The sequence below is a fragment of the Streptomyces sp. R21 genome, from assembly GCF_041051975.1.
GTDB lineage: Bacteria > Actinomycetota > Actinomycetes > Streptomycetales > Streptomycetaceae > Streptomyces.
Genome location: NZ_CP163435.1, coordinates 1,989,086 through 2,006,017 on the forward strand (window position 1 = coordinate 1,989,086; position 16,932 = coordinate 2,006,017).

Annotated in this window: 15 protein-coding genes, 1 tRNA gene and 2 pseudogenes; 13 read left to right on the plus strand and 5 right to left on the minus strand. The window is 69.7% G+C overall.

Translation table 11 applies throughout. The features are described 5' to 3' along the window. Positions 1–6 precede the first annotated feature (6 nt). On the plus strand, positions 7–2,118 hold the full coding sequence (locus tag AB5J56_RS09095) for a hypothetical protein (protein ID WP_369231825.1): 2,112 nt from the start codon (positions 7–9) through the stop codon (positions 2,116–2,118). Between the two features lie 9 nt (positions 2,119–2,127). On the opposite strand, the gene AB5J56_RS09100 is transcribed toward AB5J56_RS09095, so the two are convergent. Next, positions 2,128–3,240 carry a class I SAM-dependent methyltransferase gene (locus AB5J56_RS09100; RefSeq protein WP_369231827.1) on the minus strand — a complete coding sequence of 371 codons (1,113 nt, stop codon included), beginning with the start codon at positions 3,238–3,240 and terminating at the stop codon, positions 2,128–2,130. A gap of 247 nt (positions 3,241–3,487) precedes the next feature. Between AB5J56_RS09100 and AB5J56_RS09105 the strand changes: the two genes are divergently transcribed. Together AB5J56_RS09105 and AB5J56_RS09110 are read left to right on the plus strand one after the other, a co-directional pair. Next, positions 3,488–4,021 (plus strand): TerD family protein, encoded by a 534-nt coding sequence (locus AB5J56_RS09105; RefSeq protein WP_369231829.1) that lies wholly within the window; start codon positions 3,488–3,490, stop codon positions 4,019–4,021. 130 nt (positions 4,022–4,151) lie between these two features. Next, entirely contained in the window at positions 4,152–4,709 is a 558-nt protein-coding gene (locus tag AB5J56_RS09110; RefSeq protein WP_369231831.1) for a GNAT family N-acetyltransferase, read from the plus strand. On the opposite strand, the gene AB5J56_RS09115 is transcribed toward AB5J56_RS09110, so the two are convergent. Beyond that, positions 4,706–5,542: an NAD(P)H-binding protein gene (locus AB5J56_RS09115; protein ID WP_369231833.1), complete on the minus strand. Its 837-nt coding sequence runs from the start codon at positions 5,540–5,542 to the stop codon at positions 4,706–4,708. The genes AB5J56_RS09110 and AB5J56_RS09115 overlap by 4 nt on opposite strands. 87 nt (positions 5,543–5,629) lie before the next feature. On the opposite strand from AB5J56_RS09115, the gene AB5J56_RS09120 reads away from it, so the two are divergent. From AB5J56_RS09120 to rph, 9 genes are all read left to right on the plus strand, one after another. After that, a complete protein-coding gene (locus AB5J56_RS09120; RefSeq protein WP_369231834.1) occupies positions 5,630–6,052 on the plus strand; it encodes a winged helix-turn-helix transcriptional regulator in 423 nt (140 codons plus the stop codon). Between the two features lie 136 nt (positions 6,053–6,188). After that, on the plus strand, positions 6,189–6,638 hold the full coding sequence (locus AB5J56_RS09125; RefSeq protein WP_369231836.1) for an SRPBCC domain-containing protein: 450 nt from the start codon (positions 6,189–6,191) through the stop codon (positions 6,636–6,638). Next, positions 6,635–6,997 carry an ArsR/SmtB family transcription factor gene (locus AB5J56_RS09130; protein WP_369231838.1) on the plus strand — a complete coding sequence of 121 codons (363 nt, stop codon included), beginning with the start codon at positions 6,635–6,637 and terminating at the stop codon, positions 6,995–6,997. The genes AB5J56_RS09125 and AB5J56_RS09130 overlap by 4 nt, the downstream gene beginning before the upstream one ends. A 103-nt stretch (positions 6,998–7,100) precedes the next feature. Continuing rightward, positions 7,101–7,913 (plus strand): SDR family NAD(P)-dependent oxidoreductase, encoded by an 813-nt coding sequence (locus AB5J56_RS09135; protein ID WP_369231840.1) that lies wholly within the window; start codon positions 7,101–7,103, stop codon positions 7,911–7,913. An 8-nt stretch (positions 7,914–7,921) separates the two neighbouring features. Beyond that, on the plus strand, positions 7,922–8,329 hold the full coding sequence (locus AB5J56_RS09140) for an isocitrate lyase/phosphoenolpyruvate mutase family protein (protein WP_369231842.1): 408 nt from the start codon (positions 7,922–7,924) through the stop codon (positions 8,327–8,329). A gap of 245 nt (positions 8,330–8,574) precedes the next feature. Next, on the plus strand, positions 8,575–10,548 hold the full coding sequence (locus AB5J56_RS09145) for a nitrate- and nitrite sensing domain-containing protein (protein ID WP_369231844.1): 1,974 nt from the start codon (positions 8,575–8,577) through the stop codon (positions 10,546–10,548). Next, on the plus strand, positions 10,545–10,964 hold the full coding sequence (locus tag AB5J56_RS09150; protein ID WP_369231846.1) for a roadblock/LC7 domain-containing protein: 420 nt from the start codon (positions 10,545–10,547) through the stop codon (positions 10,962–10,964). Before AB5J56_RS09145 ends, AB5J56_RS09150 begins: the two co-directional genes overlap by 4 nt. 174 nt (positions 10,965–11,138) lie before the next feature. After that, positions 11,139–11,576: a copper-binding protein gene (locus tag AB5J56_RS09155; protein WP_369231848.1), complete on the plus strand. Its 438-nt coding sequence runs from the start codon at positions 11,139–11,141 to the stop codon at positions 11,574–11,576. A 301-nt stretch (positions 11,577–11,877) separates the two neighbouring features. Beyond that, entirely contained in the window at positions 11,878–14,475 is a 2,598-nt protein-coding gene (gene rph / locus AB5J56_RS09160) for a rifamycin-inactivating phosphotransferase (protein WP_369231850.1), read from the plus strand. Between the two features lie 114 nt (positions 14,476–14,589). Here the strand turns inward: rph and AB5J56_RS09165 are convergent. From AB5J56_RS09165 to AB5J56_RS09175, 3 genes and pseudogenes are all read right to left on the minus strand, one after another. Then, positions 14,590–14,858 (minus strand): annotated as a pseudogene (locus tag AB5J56_RS09165) (DNA-binding response regulator); the annotation flags it as partial. After that, positions 14,855–15,278, minus strand: a pseudogene (locus AB5J56_RS09170) (sensor histidine kinase); the annotation flags it as partial. The pseudogenes AB5J56_RS09170 and AB5J56_RS09165, both read right to left, overlap by 4 nt. Positions 15,279–15,341: 63 nt before the next feature. Next, positions 15,342–15,426, minus strand: a tRNA-Leu gene (locus AB5J56_RS09175). A 154-nt stretch (positions 15,427–15,580) separates the two neighbouring features. Here AB5J56_RS09175 and AB5J56_RS09180 point away from each other — a divergent pair. Continuing rightward, entirely contained in the window at positions 15,581–16,900 is a 1,320-nt protein-coding gene (locus AB5J56_RS09180; RefSeq protein ID WP_369242453.1) for a DUF2254 domain-containing protein, read from the plus strand. Positions 16,901–16,932 lie beyond the last annotated feature (32 nt).

Genomic DNA, 16,932 nt, shown 5'->3' on the forward strand with positions numbered 1-16,932 from the left:
CGCGTCATGATCCGTCGGTTGTATGCGTTCCTGGGCGTGCGCGGGAAGGCCGACCTGGTTCTTGTGTTCCTGTTCGGCGCCACCTTCGCGGCGCTGCCCGTCTTCGCGCTGCTGCCGTCGCTGTGGGGCTTCGCCGCGGCGTCGGCCGTCAGCTATCTCGCCGACGAGGCACTGCATGTGCGGGCCCCGGGGTTCGTCCGCCGGCTGGCGACGTTACAGCTCAACCGCACCATGCGGTTCGCCACCCGAACGGTGATGCTGCTCGCCCTGGCCGACCGGCTGGACGCACCGGACGCACTGCTGGTCACCGGGCTGGCGGTGTTCAGCGCCCACTTCGCCCTGGTGATGCTGTACGGGGTGCTGCACCGCGCCATCCGGGTGCGCCGGGTGCTGCCGGTGGTCGTGCGCAACCTCGACATGAGCGAGGCAGGCATCCCGGAGCACCCGCCCGCCCACCTCTACCGGCGTTTTCTGCGCAAGCTGCTCCACCTCGACCTGCCGGCCCACGCGGGGCTGCTCGCCGCGCTCGCGGCCGCAGCGCGGTACCCGGCGAACATCGGCTACGCGGTGACGGCCGGGCTCTCGGTGGCGGCGGTGCTGGCCCTGCTGAGGCAGGTCCGCAGGGCCCGCCGGACGCCGGGACGGGAGGACGTGATCCGCGAGGTGAACCGCCAACTGGCCGGGTACCGGCCCGAGGTGGCGCTGTACTTCAGCTTCGCCGCGGTGTCCCGGGACTTCATGTACCAGGTCAACATGTGGATCGAGACGCTGGAGCGGCTCGACCTGCGGCCGTTGATCATCCTTCGGGAGCGGGCCTCGTTCCGCTCGCTCGGCCGCACCCGGCTCCCGGTCGTCTGCGTGCCCAAGGCCGACGACCTGGCCGAGCTGGAACTGCCCGACGTCCGGGTCGTCCTCTACCCCGGCAACGCCGGCAAGAACGTGCACATGCTGCGCGTCGCCGAGGCCAAGCACGTCTTCATCGGCCACGGCGACAGCGACAAGCTCGCCAGCAGCAACCGGGTCAGCAAGGTGTACGACGAGATCTGGGTGGCCGGCCGGGCAGGCCGCGACCGCTATCAGCGGATACGGCACGCCATCAACGACGAGGCCATCGTCGAGGTGGGCCGCCCGCAGCTGGCCTCCATCCGGCTGCACGCCGACCACACGCCCGGCCCGCTGCCCGTCGTCCTGTACGCGCCCACCTGGGAGGGCTGGAGCGACGACGACTGCCACACCTCACTGATCCCGATGGGCGTGTCCCTGATCGAGAAGCTCCTCTCGGAGAACGTACGCGTCCTCTACAAGCCGCATCCGCTCACCGGCAAACGCTCCCCCGCGGCGGCCGCCGCGGACCGGGCCGTCCGGGCGCTGCTGAGCACTGACAACGAGCATCGCGACGCCGCAGACGCACAGGCCGCGATCGACGCCGCCGGACCGCGGCTGAGGGAGATCCAGGCCCGGCTGGGCGAGTTGACGGGGCGTCTGCGCGGCGACGACGCCCAGCAGACCCGTGAGGCGCGGATTCCCGACCATGACGGCACGGCCGAGTGGCACGAGCTGCACGCCGAGTGGCACCGGCTCTTCTGGGAGAGCCGCGGCCCGCTCAGGCACCACGCGATACTCAAGCAACTGCCCACGCTCTACGAGTGCTTCAACCAGGCCGACATCCTCATCAGCGACGTCTCCTCCGTGGTCGCCGACTTCGTGGCCAGTCTCAAGCCGTACGTCCTGACCAACGCCCACGACCTGCCCGACGAGGACTTCCGCGCCGCCTACACCACCGCCGGCGGCGCCTATCTGCTCGACCGGGACTGCGCCCAACTGCCCGAGATCCTGCGGTCGGTGCGCGAGCCGCGCCACGATCCGATGTCGTCTCAGCGCCGGATCCTCAAGCAGTACGTCCTGGGGCCGGACCGGCCCACCTCGATGGAGCGGTTCAACGCGGCCGTCAACGACTTGGCCGACAGGGCTGCGGCAGAACGTGTCCCGACGGAGGGCGTCTCGAACGAGGGCGTCTCGAAGGAGGGTGTCTCGACGGGCGTCGAGCCTCTCGCGGAGCGAGTTCAGGACACCGCGATTCCGCCGCAGCGGGCCGACTCGGCCGACCTGGTCGGGTGAGCGGCGCCGTCAGCCCTTGGTCGCGATGTAGTAGGCGTTGAGCGGGTCGCCCTCCACCGACTTGATGTCGACATGCTCGAAGCCGGCCTCCTTCAGCATCCGGACCGCCGTCTCCTGACCCCACACGGTGCCGAGGCCCGCTCCGCCGGTGCTGAGCGAGGTCGTCATGCAGTAGAAGACCGAGAAGCAGTAGAGCGCGGGGCCGAAGACGTGTTCGGTGTTCTTCTCCAGCCTGCTGGACGCGGCGATGTCGCACATGAGGAACGTTCCGCCGTCACGCAGGGCCCCTGCGATCGCCGTCAGTGTCTCGGCCGGCTGCGCCAGGTCGTGGATCACGTCGAAGGCGGTGATCAGGTCGTACTCGCCGCTGATCTGCGTCGAATCCGCCACGGTGTAGCGCACGTTGCCGACCCCGAGGCGGCTCGCCTCGGCGCGTGCGGCCTCGACGCCGGCCTCGGAGCGGTCCAGACCGTGGAAGCGGCCGGCGGGGAAGGCCTGCGCCAGTACGAGGGGGGCATGCCCCTGCCCGGTGCCCACGTCGAGGACGTCGAGACCGGCGCGGAGCCGCTCGGGGAGGTCCGGTACCAGCGGCACGATCGTGCTCACCAGCGCCGCGTCGTAGACACGGGCGGTCTCCTCGGCCTGCAGCGCCTGGAACCGCGGATAGGAGGTGTAGGGCACGCCTCCGCCGTCCCGGAAGCAGCGCACGACCTGCTGTTCGACCTCACCCATCAGCCCGATGTACGGCATCATCCCGGCCAGGTTGTCCGGGCCGGCCGCGGTGGTCAGCGAGGCGGCGTGCTCGGGCGGCAGGGCATAGGTCTCGCCCTCCGGCTCGTACTCGACGAATCCGCCGACGACCATGCCGCCCAGCCACTCGCGCACGTACCGCTCGTCGAGGCCCGCCGCCTTGGCGACATCCGCACTGGTCGACGGCGGAAGGGCAGCCATGGTGTCGAACAGGCCGCTCTGGTGACCCAGGCTGGTGAGCAGGGCCAGCGCGCTCTTGTTGAGCACATCAACCATTTCCCCCGCGAAAGCCTCCTGCTTGGCAGGATCGAGCGGTGCCTGCTCCTGCCGCGCAGCGTCGGGTACCGCCTGCTTCTCTTCGAGAATCGACATGATCGCCCCTTCCACGTGCCACTACGACGCACCGGCGGGGTCCGGCCGCATTTGTCACGTTACGCCGGAATACGGGCCACGGATCTTACGGAGCGGGAACACCCCCTTCGCGGGGGCCTCGCGCCGGTCATGCGTCAGCAAAGTCTCCGCACGCGAGCACCGCGTCCCACCTGGAAGGATGGACAATCAGCCTTCGCCGTAAATGGAGTTGGCGCAAAGGGTGTGGCGCGACGGGGAGGTGAGTCCGGTGAGCGGACTCGACAGAGGCATCAGCAAGATCGAGGTCTCGTTGAAGTGGGCCCCGAGCCCCTTCGGTGAGCCGGACACCCATCTGGACATCATCGCCGCGACCTATCAGGCGAGTGCCCCGTACGGAAACCCCGTCGACGTCGTGCACTGGGACAGCCGCTCGCCGGACGGCACCATCTATCTCAACCGGGACAGCAAGGACGGCAGGGGCTTCGGCTGGGACGAGGTCATGACCCTGGAGCTCGACCGGCTCGCCGCCCGGTATGTACGGGTGGTGGTCGGCGTCGTCATCCACCAGCAGGGCGGCCGCAGGACGTTCGCCCAAGTACGCGACCGAGGCGTCCGCCTGAGGGAGGGCTACACCGTTCTGTCCGAGGGCGACTTCGGCGACGTACTGGAGGCGACGGCCGCGACCGTCGGCGAGTTCACCCGCGACGACGCCGGAGCGTGGGCCTTCCGGCCGGGCATCCACGGCTACGACACCGAACCGGCGGCCTTCGCCTGGATCATGGGCAGTCCGCGCGAAGCGTGAGAGCGGTGACGGGCGTCACAGGGGCCGTTCCCCGTACCGAGGGACGGCAGGTCCGGGCCGCACTCCGCACAACACCCCCGACGGCACAAACCGTTCGACACCCCGATCCGGATCGCGTTGGCTGGACCGCATGCCCGAACTGCGTACCGACCGTCTGCTCCTCCGCCGGTGGCGGGAGTCCGACCTTGAGCCGTGGGCGGCGATGAACGCCGACCCCGAAGTCCGAGAGCACCTGGGGAAGTTGCTGACGCGTGAGCAGAGCGATGCCGCGGCGGCTGTCATGCAGGCCGAGTTCGACGAGCGGGGCTTTGGATGGTGGGCGCTGGAGGCGGCGGAGACCGGTGAGTTCATCGGCCGCGCCGGACTGGACGCGGTTGACGAGGACATGCCGTTCGCGGGGGTGGACATCGGATGGCGGTTGACGCGTTCGGCGTGGGGTCACGGTTACGCCTCCGAAGCCGCCCTGGCCTGCCTGTCGTTCGGCTTCGAGGACCTCGGGCTGCCGGAGATCCTTGCGTCGACGACCGTCAACAACGTGCGTTCCCAGGCCGTGATGCGCAGGATCGGCATGACCCGGGAAACGGCCGACGACTTCGACGATCCGAGCGTGCCCGAAGGCCCGCTCCGCCGGTGCGTGCTGTACCGGATCGGCGCGGAGGCGTACGGAGCCCGTGTCGCACGTCGCTAGACGCTCGCGACCGGTCTCGTGGCGGACGCGACTGCGACGGCCGTGGCCAGTGGGTCGCGAGCCGGGCGGCCGAGGAGGTCCGCGAGGTCGGGGGCGGTGCCGTCCAGGAACCCGTGTCGGATGCCGGTGGCGATCGAGGCGAGCATGGACGGCTGGAACGGCAGCAGTCCTGATGTCTCGTCGAGGAGCCTGCGCCGGTACTCGCCCAGAGTGAGGGCGCGGTGCGGGACCCCGAGTCGATCGGCCACCTGCCCCGCCGTGATCGGCGTGCCGACGAGGTCGTGGACGCGTCCGCTGTGCCGTGCCGGATGCGCCGCGACGATCGCCGCGGCATCGGCGAGATCCTCGCGCGCGACCGCGGCCAGGGCGCCGTCCCCGAACGCGGACTCCACGGACGCGGACCCCACACCGTCGTCGGCCCACATCAGGAGACCGCCGAAGAGTTCGGCGTAGAGGCCGTTGCGCAGGATCGTCCACGGCAATCCGCTTGCCTGGATGAGGCGTTCGGTCGCGCGGTGCGCGAGTGCGAAACCGAGATGGTCGCCGGCACCGGTCAGGCTCGTGTAGACGACGTGACGGACACCGTCCCGGAGGGCGGCGTCCAGGACCGCCGTGTGCCGCCCGACGACCTGGTCGTCCTCGCCGTAGCCGGCCGAGATCAGCACCAGGGTCGACACATCGGCGAGATCGAGGCCCGCAGGGTCGTCGAAGTCGAGACGTCGCATCCCCTCGCCCGGCGTGCGGCTGGCGCCCGTCGCGGCGACGCCGCGCGCACGCAGTGCCGCGAGAGTGGCCGAGCCGAGATTCCCGTTCGCTCCGGTCACCAAGATCATGTCAGTCGCAGTCCTTCGCCGTGGTTCTCATCGGTAACTACGCTTGATCCTCGACCGCACGCTCAGCGGCCACAAGGAGGCAGTTCGATGTCACCCACGCACACCGGGGTAACCACCACCCCCGCCGACCTCGACCCCTGCGGACGCGCGGACCACCCCGACTGCGGCATCCGCGACGTCCTGGACCGCATCGGCGACAAGTGGTCGGTGCTCGTGATCGTCGAACTCGCGGGCGGGCCGCGCCGGTTCCGCGAACTGCAGCGCGCCATCGACGGCATCTCGCAGCGCATGCTCACCCTCACCGTGCGCAGGCTCGAACGCGACGGCCTGGTGCTGCGCACCGTGTACCCGACCGTCCCCGCCCACGTCGACTACCGCCTGACCGAGACCGGGACCGGCCTGACCCACCTGGTCAAGGCACTCGCCGACTGGTCCCTCGAGCACCGCGCCGTCATCGCCGAGGCACGGCACGCGTACGACCGGACCCACCCCGACCACGACATCCACTGACGGAACCCGTCAGCTCACCGCACGCCACAGGAGTATTTCCGACGCCACTCCGGCCGTCACGCAACATAAGGTTGCGTATTGCTGGGACGACCTCTAGAGTTACACGCAACCAATGGTTGCTTATTGGAGGTCCGCAATGGAGTTCGGAAAGCTGGAGCGCGAGATCCGCATCGACGCGGCACCGGAGATCGTGTTCGACGTGGTGAGTCGTCCTGAGCACATCAAGATGTGGTGGTCCGACGACGCGTCGTTCGAGACTGCGCCGGGCGCGGTCGGCGAACTGGTGTGGGGCGACCGCACCATGGTCGAATCGATCACAGTGGTCGACGTGGATCCGCCTCGCAGGTTCACGTTCCGCTGGGTCGCTCCTGCCGGTGAGCTGCCCGATGCGGACAACTCCCTCCAGGTCACCTTCGAGCTCGAGCCCTCCGGTGACGGCACGATCCTGCGTCTGACCGAGAGCGGCTGGCGGGAGAAGGGCTGGGAAGCCGCCGTACTCGAAGAGGCCTTCCACGACCATGAGCGCGGCTGGGACCTGTTCCTGCCCAGGCTGCAGGGCTACGCGCCTTCCGTGGTGGCGCGATGACCGTCGCCGTCGACGACGAGCTCTGGTCGGCGATCGGCGACCCGATCAGGCGCCGCCTGCTCGACCTGCTGCTCGCCGAAGGGGTCGGTACGCCGACCAGCCTGAGCGATCGTCTCCCGATCTCGCGCCAAGCGGTCACCAAGCACCTGGGCGTCCTCGATCGCGCGGGCCTCGTGCACGCGACACCGATGGGCCGCGAGCGGCACTACGAAGTCGACGAGGCGCAGCTCAGCCGTGCCGTCCGGCAGCTGAATGAGGTCGGCAAGACCTGGGATGCACGGCTGAACCGCATCAAGCGCATCGCAGAACAGATCCAGCGTCAGAAAAATGACCGGTCCAAAGACCGACCCAAAGACTGACCGACCGACCGACCGACCAACTGACCGACCAACTGACCGAACAGCTCACCACCAGACCGCCGCGAGAGATCCCTGCAGAGCCAATTCTTCTTTGGAGGACGCAATGAGTGGATTGCTGCTTGAAGACAAGAACGCTGTGATCTATGGAGGCGGGGGCGCCATCGGCGGCGCGATCGCGCGGGTCTTCGCCCGGGAAGGCGCGAGGGTCTTCATTGCCGGGCGAACGCAGTCGAAGCTCGACGTCGTGGCGCGCGATATCGCCGCCACGGGCGGGAAAGTCGAGACCGCGCAGGTTGACGTGTTCGACCAACAGGCGGTCGAAAAGCACGCCGATGAGATCGCGGCGACGGCCGGCGGCATCGACATCGCCCTCAACGCCGTGAGTGTCATGCACGACCAGGGGACTTTGCTGGCGGACCTCTCGCTGGAAGAATTCATGCGGCCGATCGACGGCTTTCTGCGGACGCTGTTCATCACAAGCAAGGCTGTGGCACGGCACATGGGTCGCGAGCGCCCCGGCGTCATCCTGAATCTGTCCGAGCCGGGTTCCAAACTGGCCGTGGGCGGCATCCTGGGGCACAGCGTGAGTGCGGCCGGCAAGGAGGCCTTCACGCGGGTTCTGGCCGCGGAGCTGGCACCCAGCAACATCCGGGTGATCGGAATCCGACCGCACGCTGTCGTCGATGCGCCGGCGGCGGGTTCGTACACCAAGGACCTCTTCAAGCCGCTCGCGGCGACGGCCGGGCAGTCGGTGCAGGAACTGCTCGAAGGCGGAGGGATGGTGGACGGGACGCTTCTGAAGAGGCTGCCGACGCTCTCCGAGGTCGCGGAGACGGCCGCGTTCCTGGCCTCGGACCGAGTCGGGGCCATGACCGGCACCATCGCCAATCTGTCCGCCGGCGCGCTCGTCGACTGAGACCCGCCGTGTCCGATCAGGCCGACAAGGCCGAGCTGCTTCGTTCCCTGCACGTCCCGGGCGCTCCGCTGGTGCTGTCGAACGCCTGGGACGTGGGCAGCGCCCGCGCCGTCGTCGACGCGGGCTTCCCGGTGGTCGCGACCGCGAGCAACCCTTCTCCACCCGGAGCCGCGCCGGACGACCTCCGGGCCGTCGTCGCCGAGGTCGGCGCACCGGTGAGCGCCGGTCTTGCGCTGAAACGCCGGTCGCTGGACGAGCTTCGTGCCATCGGCCTGGCCCGGGTCTCCGTGGGACCCCAGCTGTACCGCAGCGCACTCGACCACCTGTGCACCCTGATCTCCGGCCTCTCGTCGAGGCACGAGCGTGAAGAACCGGACGGACCGCCCCTCTTGCCGCCCGTGGTCACAGTCACTTGACCCGTGGTGTGAGGCTGGCGCAACTGAACTTCCCACGCGGCCTTACGGATCGGAAACCGCCCGGCTCGACGGTCGGACTAGCGTCGTGACGCATGAGGGTGTGGGAGCCACTACGGCCGTTGCTCGGCAGGCTTGGGGCAATCAGCAAGGGCGGGTCGGGCAAGGGGAGTTCAGAGCGCCGCCATGGCGGCCGAACGGTTTCCGGGCGCCGGCCGATGCCTGGCTGGCGCAGCGTCCGGGGTCGTGTGGCGGTGGTCATCGCGGTCCCGATCTGCCTGTTGCTGGCGGTGGCAGGTCTTGCCGTGCAGGGCCGCGCCGAGGCGTTCGGCGACGCCCGGACGACCCGCGCCGAGGTCGGCCTCAGCCTGCGGGTCCAGGCCCTGGTGCATCAGCTGCAACGCGAACGCGGCCTGACCAACGGCCTGTTGGGCGGCGAGAAGGGGTTCCGGCCTGCGCTGTCCGCTACCCGCAAGCGCGTTGACACGGCGCTGCTCGGAATGCGCAGCGAGGGCGCCGTCGACGGTGTCATCCGGCGCCACCTGGGGCGCCTCACCGGCATCCGCGCCGCTGCCGACAGGGGCACCGCAGACCGGGCTGCGACCCTCACCTTCTACACCACCGCCGTCGACGCCCTCAACGGCGTCGACCCGGTGGCGGAGACCGCGACGCGCGCCGACCGTCAACTGGGCGACGGGCTCGCCGCGTTGAGGGAGCTGGCTGCGGCCAAGGAATCCGTCGCGCTCGAACGCGGCCTTCTCAACGGCGTGTTCGCCGAAGGCGTCTTCCACGGCCGCGAGTACCTCGCCTTCACCGAGGTACGTGCCACCCGCGTCGCCGCCCTGGCCCGCTTTCGGCAGGTCGCCACCGCACCCCAGCGCGCGGCCCTGTCGCACGCCTTCAAAACCGCCGACGCCCAACGCGCCACCGGTTACGAGGATCAGGCGGAGAACGCCGCCGACGGGTCCGCACTGCGCGTGGACGCCGGCACCTGGTGGAACGCGATGACCGTGCTCGTCGACGATCTGTACGCCGTCCAGCAGTCGGTCGGTGACGATGTGCGGGACCGGTCCGACCGGCTCAGCCACGACGCCGAGACGGGCCTGGTCGCCTATCTCGTCGCGGGAACGCTCGTGGCCGCCCTCGTCGCGGGCCTCGCCGCCTTCGCCTCCCGTTCCCTCACCCGCCCGCTCGGCGCGCTCGCCGAGGCCGCCCACGACGTGGCACGGCACCGGCTGCCCGCAACCGTCGCCCGTATCCAGCAGTCCCCACCGGACCAGGTGGAACTCCTCCTCACCGGGGACGCCCCGCGGGCCTCCGAGGTGCGGTCGCTGGGCGGCACGGCGGAGATCACCGAGGTCGCAGCTTCCCTGCACCAGGTGGAGCGCACCGCCCTCCGCCTCGCGGCCCAGCAGGCCGGCCTGCGCCGCAACACCACCGAATCGCTCGCCAATCTCGGCCGCCGCAACCAGAACCTCGTACGGCGTCAGCTCGGGCTCATCACCCGTCTGGAACGGCAGGAACTCGACCCGGACGCCCTCGCCGGGCTCTTCGAGCTCGACCACCTCGCCACCCGCATGCGGCGCAACGCCGAAAACCTGCTGGTCCTTGCCGGGCAGAACCCACCGCGGCCCACCACAGCACCGGCCGACGGCCTGGAAGTCGTCCAGTCCGCCGTCGCCGAGGTGGAGCAGTACCGGCGGGTGCTGATCGCGACCGTCCAGCCGGTGCGGGTACGCGGTCACGCCGTCGCCGATGTCGCCCACCTCCTCGCCGAACTCATCGAGAACGGGCTGACCTTCTCGCCGCCGACCGAACCGGTCGAGGTGCACGGCTGGTACGACGCCGAGGACGACACGTACTGCTTCGCCGTCGTCGACCACGGCGTCGGCATGACCGAGACCGACAAGGAACGTGCCCACGCCCGCTTCTGCGACTCCGGGGACGAGGCCCTCCTCGCCGCGCCCACCCGGTTCCTCGGCCACCTCGTCGTCGGCCGACTCGCCCAGCGCCTCGGCGAAGGCGCCCAGGTCCACCTGTTCGACACCACCGGCGGCGGTCTGTCCGCACTCCTCGCCCTCCCCGGACGCCTGCTCGCCCCCGCCAAGGCCCCCTCACCCCCGCCCGCGCCCGCGCGGCCGGCCGTCGCCTCCCTGCTCAACGGCTTCCGAGCCGGTGTCGCCCGTGCCGAAGCCCACACCACTCAAGGAGCGTCATCGTGACCACCGCCGTGCAGAGTTTCGGCTGGCTCATCTCGGAGTTCGTCCGCACCGCCGACGGTGTCACCGACGCCGTCGCCGTCTCCTCCGACGGCCTCCTCATGGCCGCCTCGGACAGCCTCGGCCGGGATCGCGCCGACCATCTCGCCGCCGTCGTCTCCGGCATCACCAGCCTCGCCCAGAACGCCGCGTCGACACACGGCTTCCGCGGCATGAAGCTCGTCATGATCGAGATGCTCGGCGGCTTCCTCATGGTCGGTCGCATCCGCGACGGAAGCTGCCTCGGCGTCCTGGCCGCCGAGGGGTGCGACGTCGGCCTGGTCGGCTACGAAATGGCGGTCCTCGCCGACCGCGCCGGCGACCTGCTCACCCCACAGTTGGTACGGGAACTGCACTCCGCGCCCGTGGCCGCGGGATAGTCACGGCGCGTTACGTTCTCATCCGTGAAACCACCGCTTTTGTTCTCTCCGCCTCGACCACACGGTCACTGAACAGCGAGGCACGCTCGTCCGTATCCTCTAATAGAGGGCCTTTCCCGGCAGACGTGGACAAGCCCGGCAGCTCGAGGGTGGGCTCCGAAGGGGATGCGCCACATGGCAATCTCGACACGCACGACCCGCACGACCCGCACAGCACTCCGTACGACTGCGGTGGCCTTCTCCGCCGCTCTCGTCCTGGCCGCCTGCTCCAGCGGGGGCGGCGGCGATAAAGCGAGCGAATCGGCGAGCTCCGGCGCGAGCAAGGCCGGGTCGGGGACCCGGGTGACGGTCACCGAGACCGAGTACGCGCTGAAGCTGTCCCGGTCGTCCTTCACACCGGGCACCTACACCTTCGTCACCGACAACGCGGGCAAGATCACGCACGCGCTGTCGATCGACGGTCCCGGCGTCGAGGACGCCAAGACCAAGAACCTCCAGGGCGGCCAGGAGGCAACACTGACGGTGACTCTCAAGAAGGGGACGTACGACTTGTACTGCCCGATCACCGGTCACAAGCAGCTCGGCATGAACAAGGAGATCCAGGTCGGCTGAGACAAGGCCTGGACAGTTCCCGCGGCTGGCAAAAGGCAAAAAACAAAGGCAAGGAGAATTAGAACTCTCCTTGCCACTCTCAACTTATAGCGCACTGGGGGGCTTGCGGCAAGACCCCGGTAGTGACGCAGAATCGTCCGCCGAGGCCACAACCTGCGGATTTGGGGGAACGACGTGCGTGTGTTGTCGACGTATGGGGGACGAGGGCGTGCCTGACAAGAAGTGCCACGGGGCCGGAGGCGCCGGTGATTCGATCGGCCGGGGCGGTGCAGCAGGACACGACTGTCTCGGAGGGGGCGCGGTGATCGAGCAGTACGTGCGGGATCTTCAAGAGGTCGACCAGACGCAGGTCGCGGTCGTCGGCGGCAAGGGCGCGCACCTGGGCGGGCTGTCGCGGATCGAAGGCGTCCGCGTGCCGGCCGGATTCTGCGTGACGACCGACGCCTTCCGGCGGATCATGGCGGAAGCGCCGTCGATCGACGCTCGGCTCGATCAGCTGTCGGCCCTGAACCCGGACGACCGGGAGGCGATCCGCACACTCAGCGCGGAGATCCGGCGGACCATCGAAGGGATCGCCATCCCGGGCGATCTCGCGGCGGCGGTCACCCACGCGCTCGGCCGGCTCGGCGAGCAGGCCGCCTACGCCGTCCGATCGAGCGCAACGGCAGAGGACCTGCCGACGGCCTCCTTCGCCGGCCAGCAGGACACGTACCTGAACGTCGTGGGGCCGGCGGCGATCCTCCAGCACATCAGCCGCTGCTGGGCCTCGCTGTTCACCGAGCGGGCCGTGACGTACCGCCGGCAGAACGGCATCGACCACCGTACGGTCCACATGGCCGTGGTCGTGCAGCAGATGGCCTTCCCGGAAGCGTCCGGCATTCTGTTCACCGCCGACCCCGTCACGGGCAACCGGAAGGTCTCCACCGTGGACGCCGGCTTCGGTCTCGGCGAGGCGCTGGTCTCCGGCCTGGTGAATCCGGACGTCTTCAAGGTGCGGGACGGCGAGGTCGTCGCCAAGGCGATCGCCGCCAAACAGCGCGCCGTGCACGCCCTCCCGGCCGGCGGTACGCAGGAAGTGGAGATCGACTCGCAGCGGCAGGAGCAGCCGACGCTGACGGACGCCCAGGTCCTGCGGCTCGTGCGGCTCGGACGGCGGATCGAAGCGCACTTCGGCCGCCCGCAGGACATCGAATGGTGCCTGGTCGACGACGACTTCCGGATCGTTCAGAGCCGGCCGATCACGACGCTGTTCCCCATCCCCGAGACCGGCGACCAGGAGAATCACCTCTACGTCTCCGTCGGTCATCAGCAGATGATGACCGACCCCATGAAGCCCCTGGGGCTCTCCACCTGGCAGCTGACGGCCATGGTGCCGATGCACGAAGCCGGCGGGAGGCTGTTTGTCGACGTCACCCGCCGCCTGGCCTCGCCCGCGAGCCGCGCCGCCCTCCTGGACCTCGTGGGGAGAGGCGATCCGCTGGTCAGGGACGCGCTGGAGACCGTCCTCGACCGCGACGGCTTCGTCCCGTCGCTCCCGGACGCTGTTCCGGGCGGGCCGCCGGCCGGTGCCGCGTCCGCCCCGATCGAGACCGATCCGGCCGTCGTCGCCGAGCTGATCGAGCGCAGCCGGGCGTCCATCGCCGCCCTGGAGCGCGACATCCGGACGAAGACCGGACCGGCGCTGTTCGACTTCCTGCTGGAGGCCTTCGCCGAGCACAAGCGAGTCCTCAGCGATCCGCTGAGCATGCAGGCGATCATGGCGGGGATGGAGGCCACGTGGTGGCTCAACGACAAGCTGCAGGAGTGGCTGGGCGAGAAGAACGCGGCCGACACGCTGACGCTGTCCGCCCCCGACAACATCACGTCGGAGATGGGACTGGAGCTGCTCGACGTCGCGGACGTGATCCGCCCGCATGCCGAGGTGGTGGCGTTCCTGCAGGGCGTCGAGGACGACGACTTCCTGGACGACCTGGCGAAACTCCCCGGCGGGACCGAAGCACGCGACGCCATCGAGGCCTACCTCGACCTGTACGGCATGCGCTGCGTCGGCGAGATCGACATCACGAGGCCGCGTTGGCGCGAGCGCCCCGCCACGCTCGTGCCCGTGATCCTCGACAACGTGAGGATCTTCGAGCCGGGCGCCGCCGAGCGGCGTTTCGAGCAGGGGCGGCAGGAGGCGCAGAAGAAGGAACAGGACGTGCTGTCACGCCTGCGGGCCCTGCCGGACGGGGATCAGAAAGCCGACGAGACCAAGCGGATGATCGACCGGGTACGCACCTTCATCGGATACCGGGAGTACCCGAAGTACGGCATCATCAGCCGCTACTTCGTCTACAAGCAGGCCCTGTTGGATGAGGCCGAGCGTCTCGTGCAGGCCGACGTGCTTCCTGAGCAGGAGGACATCTTCTACCTCACGTTCCAGGAACTCCACGAGGTCGTGCGCTCGAACCAGGTGGATGACCAGCTCATCCAGCAGCGCAAGGAAGCGTTCCGCTCGTACCACGCGCTCACACCGCCCCGGGTGCTCACCTCGGATGGTGAGGCCGTCACCGGGGCGTACCGGCGCGACGACGTACCGGCCGGCGCCCTGGTCGGCCTCCCGGTTTCCGCCGGGACCATCGAGGGGAGGGCCCGCGTCATCCTCGACATGGCGGAGGCCGACCTCGAAGCGGGCGACATCCTCGTCACGACCTTCACGGACCCCAGCTGGTCCCCGCTGTTCGTCGGCATCGCGGGCCTGGTGACGGAGGTGGGCGGCCTGATGACCCACGGCGCGGTGATCGCCCGGGAGTACGGCTTGCCGGCCGTCGTGGGCGTGGACCGGGCCACCCGGCTCATCCGGGACGGGCAGCGGATCCGCGTGCACGGAACCGACGGGTACATCGAGATCCTGTCCTGACCGACCACACCGCGTCGGCGGCGCCGCCGTCCACTGATTACTGCGGCCCGCCGACGACCGCGCTCATGAGGATCCGTCAGTACGATGCGCGCCGCTCCGTCTGCGACCCCCGCGCTACGGAAGCAGTCGGCGTTCCTTCGCCACAGCAACCGCTCCCGCCCGGGTGTCCACGCCGAGCTTGTCGTAGATACGCCTCAGATGCGTCTTCACCGTCGCCTCGCTGATGAACAGCGCAGGGTCGTGCGCCCCTGCGCCGCCGCCTGGATCGCGGCGAACAGTTCCTCGGCTCGCTCGGCCTTCAGCAGATAGCCGGTCGCACCGGCCTCGATGGCACGGGTGATGTCCGCGTCGGTGTCGTAGGTGGTGAGGATCAGGACGTGCGGCGCACCCGGGCCCTCATCGCGGGGACGCCATGCCCGCGTACGCCGGATGCGGAGTCGGGGCGATCGGCGGCGTCGAAACGTGGCCGTTGTCGGCGACGTCGAGGACGACCTGGTCGTCGAGGCGGGTGAGGGTGAGCGCGGCGGTGGTGGCCCCGGAGTGCTCCCGTACGTTGGCGAGGGCCCCCTGGGCGATACACGCAACAGCGCGGACTGCACGCGGTCGGGCAACGGTGCGCTCTGCCCGCCGTCGTCGACGTGGACGCGCACGGCGAGCCTCGTACCGGACTCCCGCTCGGCGATGGAGGCAGCGGTACGGATGTGGCCGCGGGCCTTGGCCGGATCGGCGTCCCAGGTCCGGTCCGCCACCTGGAGCAGCATCCGCTGGCTGGACAGGCCCTGGGCCCGGGTGTCGTGGATCTCGCCACGAAACACGGATGGCGCTGACCGAAATCCGGCCAGCGCCATCCGTATACGTAGAGAAAGTGTCCGAGGGGGGACTTGAACCCCCACGCCCGATAAAGGGCACTAGCACCTCAAGCTAGCGCGTCTGCCATTCCGCCACCCGGACTAGGTGTCTGCCGCCTGACCGGGGGTGTTCCCCGCGGCGACATGGACAACAATACCAAGGTTTCGGGGTGGCCTTCACCTGCGTATCCGGGCCTCCGGAGCGGGTCCACGGGACACGGCGGGGGCGCGCCTAGAGTCTCACCATGGGTGACTGGATGGCTACGGGAGGCCCCCGGGCGAGGCTGCGGCCGAGGGCGTTGTCGCCGTTGCGGGAGCATCTGCGGGACACGTTCTGGTTCGCGCCCACCGCGGCGATGGTGCTGGTCCTCGTGGTGTGGGCGCTGGCGGCGGAGCTCGACACCGAGATCGTCGAGGCGTTGCAGGACCAGCAGGACTATGACGCGGTGAAGGACCTGCTGCGTTTCGCGGACGACGCGAAGACCGTGGTCACCGTCGTCAGCTCGGCGATGATGACCTTCATCGGTGTCGTGTTCAGCATCTCGCTGGTCGCCGTGCAGATGGCGAGCGGGCAGTTCAGTCCGCGGGTGGTGCGGATCTTCGTACGCAGCAGGATCACCAAGGCCACCTTCGCCGTGTTCCTGGCGACCTTTCTGCTGTCGCTGCTCGTCCTGACGTCGTACGACGGGGAGCCGGACCCCCGGCTGGTCACATCCGTGCCCCTGGTGCAGTCGATCGTGACGCTGCTGATGGTGGCGCTGAGTCTGCTGCTCTTCGTGATGTACGTGAACCAGACGCTGCGCCTGATGCGGGTGGGGCATGTGGTCGCCCGGATCGCCGGGGAGTCGTTCCGGGTGGTGGAGCGCATGCCGGCCGGGCCCCCGGCGGATGCCACGGGCGACCTCGGGCCCGAGACGGCGCGCGTCGCGTACCAGGGGCGCGCCGGGGTGCTGCGGGACGTGAACATCGCCCGGTTGGTGCGTACGGCGCGGCACCAGGGCGTCGTGCTGCGGCTGATCCCCCGGATCGGGGACTTCGTGGTGCCGGGGACACCGCTGCTGGCCGTGCACGGCGGGCCCGCTCCCTCCCGGCGGGCGCTGCGCTACACGGTGTCCGTGGGCGTCGAGCGCACCTTCCACCAGGATCTCGGCTTCGGGCTGCGGCAGTTGTCGGACATCGCGCTGCGCGCGCTGTCGCCCGCCGTGAACGACCCGACGACGGCCGTTCAGGCCCTGGACCGCATCGTGCAGTTCCTGGCCGCGCTGACCCGGCGACCGCTTGATACGTCGCTGCACCGCGACCGGCGGGGGGCGGTGCGGCTGGTGCAGCCGGTGCCTGGCTGGACCGAGCTGGTGGATCTGGGGTTCGCCGAGATCCGGGGGTGCGCGGCGGAGAGTCCGCAGGTCACCCGGCGCATGGTGGCGGGGCTCGACGATCTCCTGCTGGTCGTTCCCGCGGAGCGCCGGGCGCCGTTGCTGCGCCATCGCGAGCTGCTGGTGTCGGCCGTGGAACAAACGGTCCCGGAGGCGGCCGACCGCGCCTTCGCGCTACGGCCCGACCGGCAGGGCATCGGATAGGCGCGGGCCCCGCCCATCGCTGAAGGTGACCG

What these genes read in the sequence shown, in the direction of transcription:
- AB5J56_RS09095 (WP_369231825.1), top strand. Translation starts at nt 7, where the DNA reads ATGATCCGTCGGTTGTATGCGTTCCTGGGCGTGCGCGGGAAGGCCGAC.
- AB5J56_RS09100 (WP_369231827.1), bottom strand. Translation starts at nt 3,240, where the DNA reads ATGTCGATTCTCGAAGAGAAGCAGGCGGTACCCGACGCTGCGCGGCAG.
- AB5J56_RS09110 (WP_369231831.1), top strand. Translation starts at nt 4,152, where the DNA reads ATGCCCGAACTGCGTACCGACCGTCTGCTCCTCCGCCGGTGGCGGGAG.
- AB5J56_RS09115 (WP_369231833.1), bottom strand. Translation starts at nt 5,542, where the DNA reads ATGATCTTGGTGACCGGAGCGAACGGGAATCTCGGCTCGGCCACTCTC.
- AB5J56_RS09120 (WP_369231834.1), top strand. Translation starts at nt 5,630, where the DNA reads ATGTCACCCACGCACACCGGGGTAACCACCACCCCCGCCGACCTCGAC.
- AB5J56_RS09125 (WP_369231836.1), top strand. Translation starts at nt 6,189, where the DNA reads ATGGAGTTCGGAAAGCTGGAGCGCGAGATCCGCATCGACGCGGCACCG.
- AB5J56_RS09130 (WP_369231838.1), top strand. Translation starts at nt 6,635, where the DNA reads ATGACCGTCGCCGTCGACGACGAGCTCTGGTCGGCGATCGGCGACCCG.
- AB5J56_RS09135 (WP_369231840.1), top strand. Translation starts at nt 7,101, where the DNA reads ATGAGTGGATTGCTGCTTGAAGACAAGAACGCTGTGATCTATGGAGGC.
- AB5J56_RS09155 (WP_369231848.1), top strand. Translation starts at nt 11,139, where the DNA reads ATGGCAATCTCGACACGCACGACCCGCACGACCCGCACAGCACTCCGT.
- AB5J56_RS09180 (WP_369242453.1), top strand. Translation starts at nt 15,581, where the DNA reads ATGGCTACGGGAGGCCCCCGGGCGAGGCTGCGGCCGAGGGCGTTGTCG.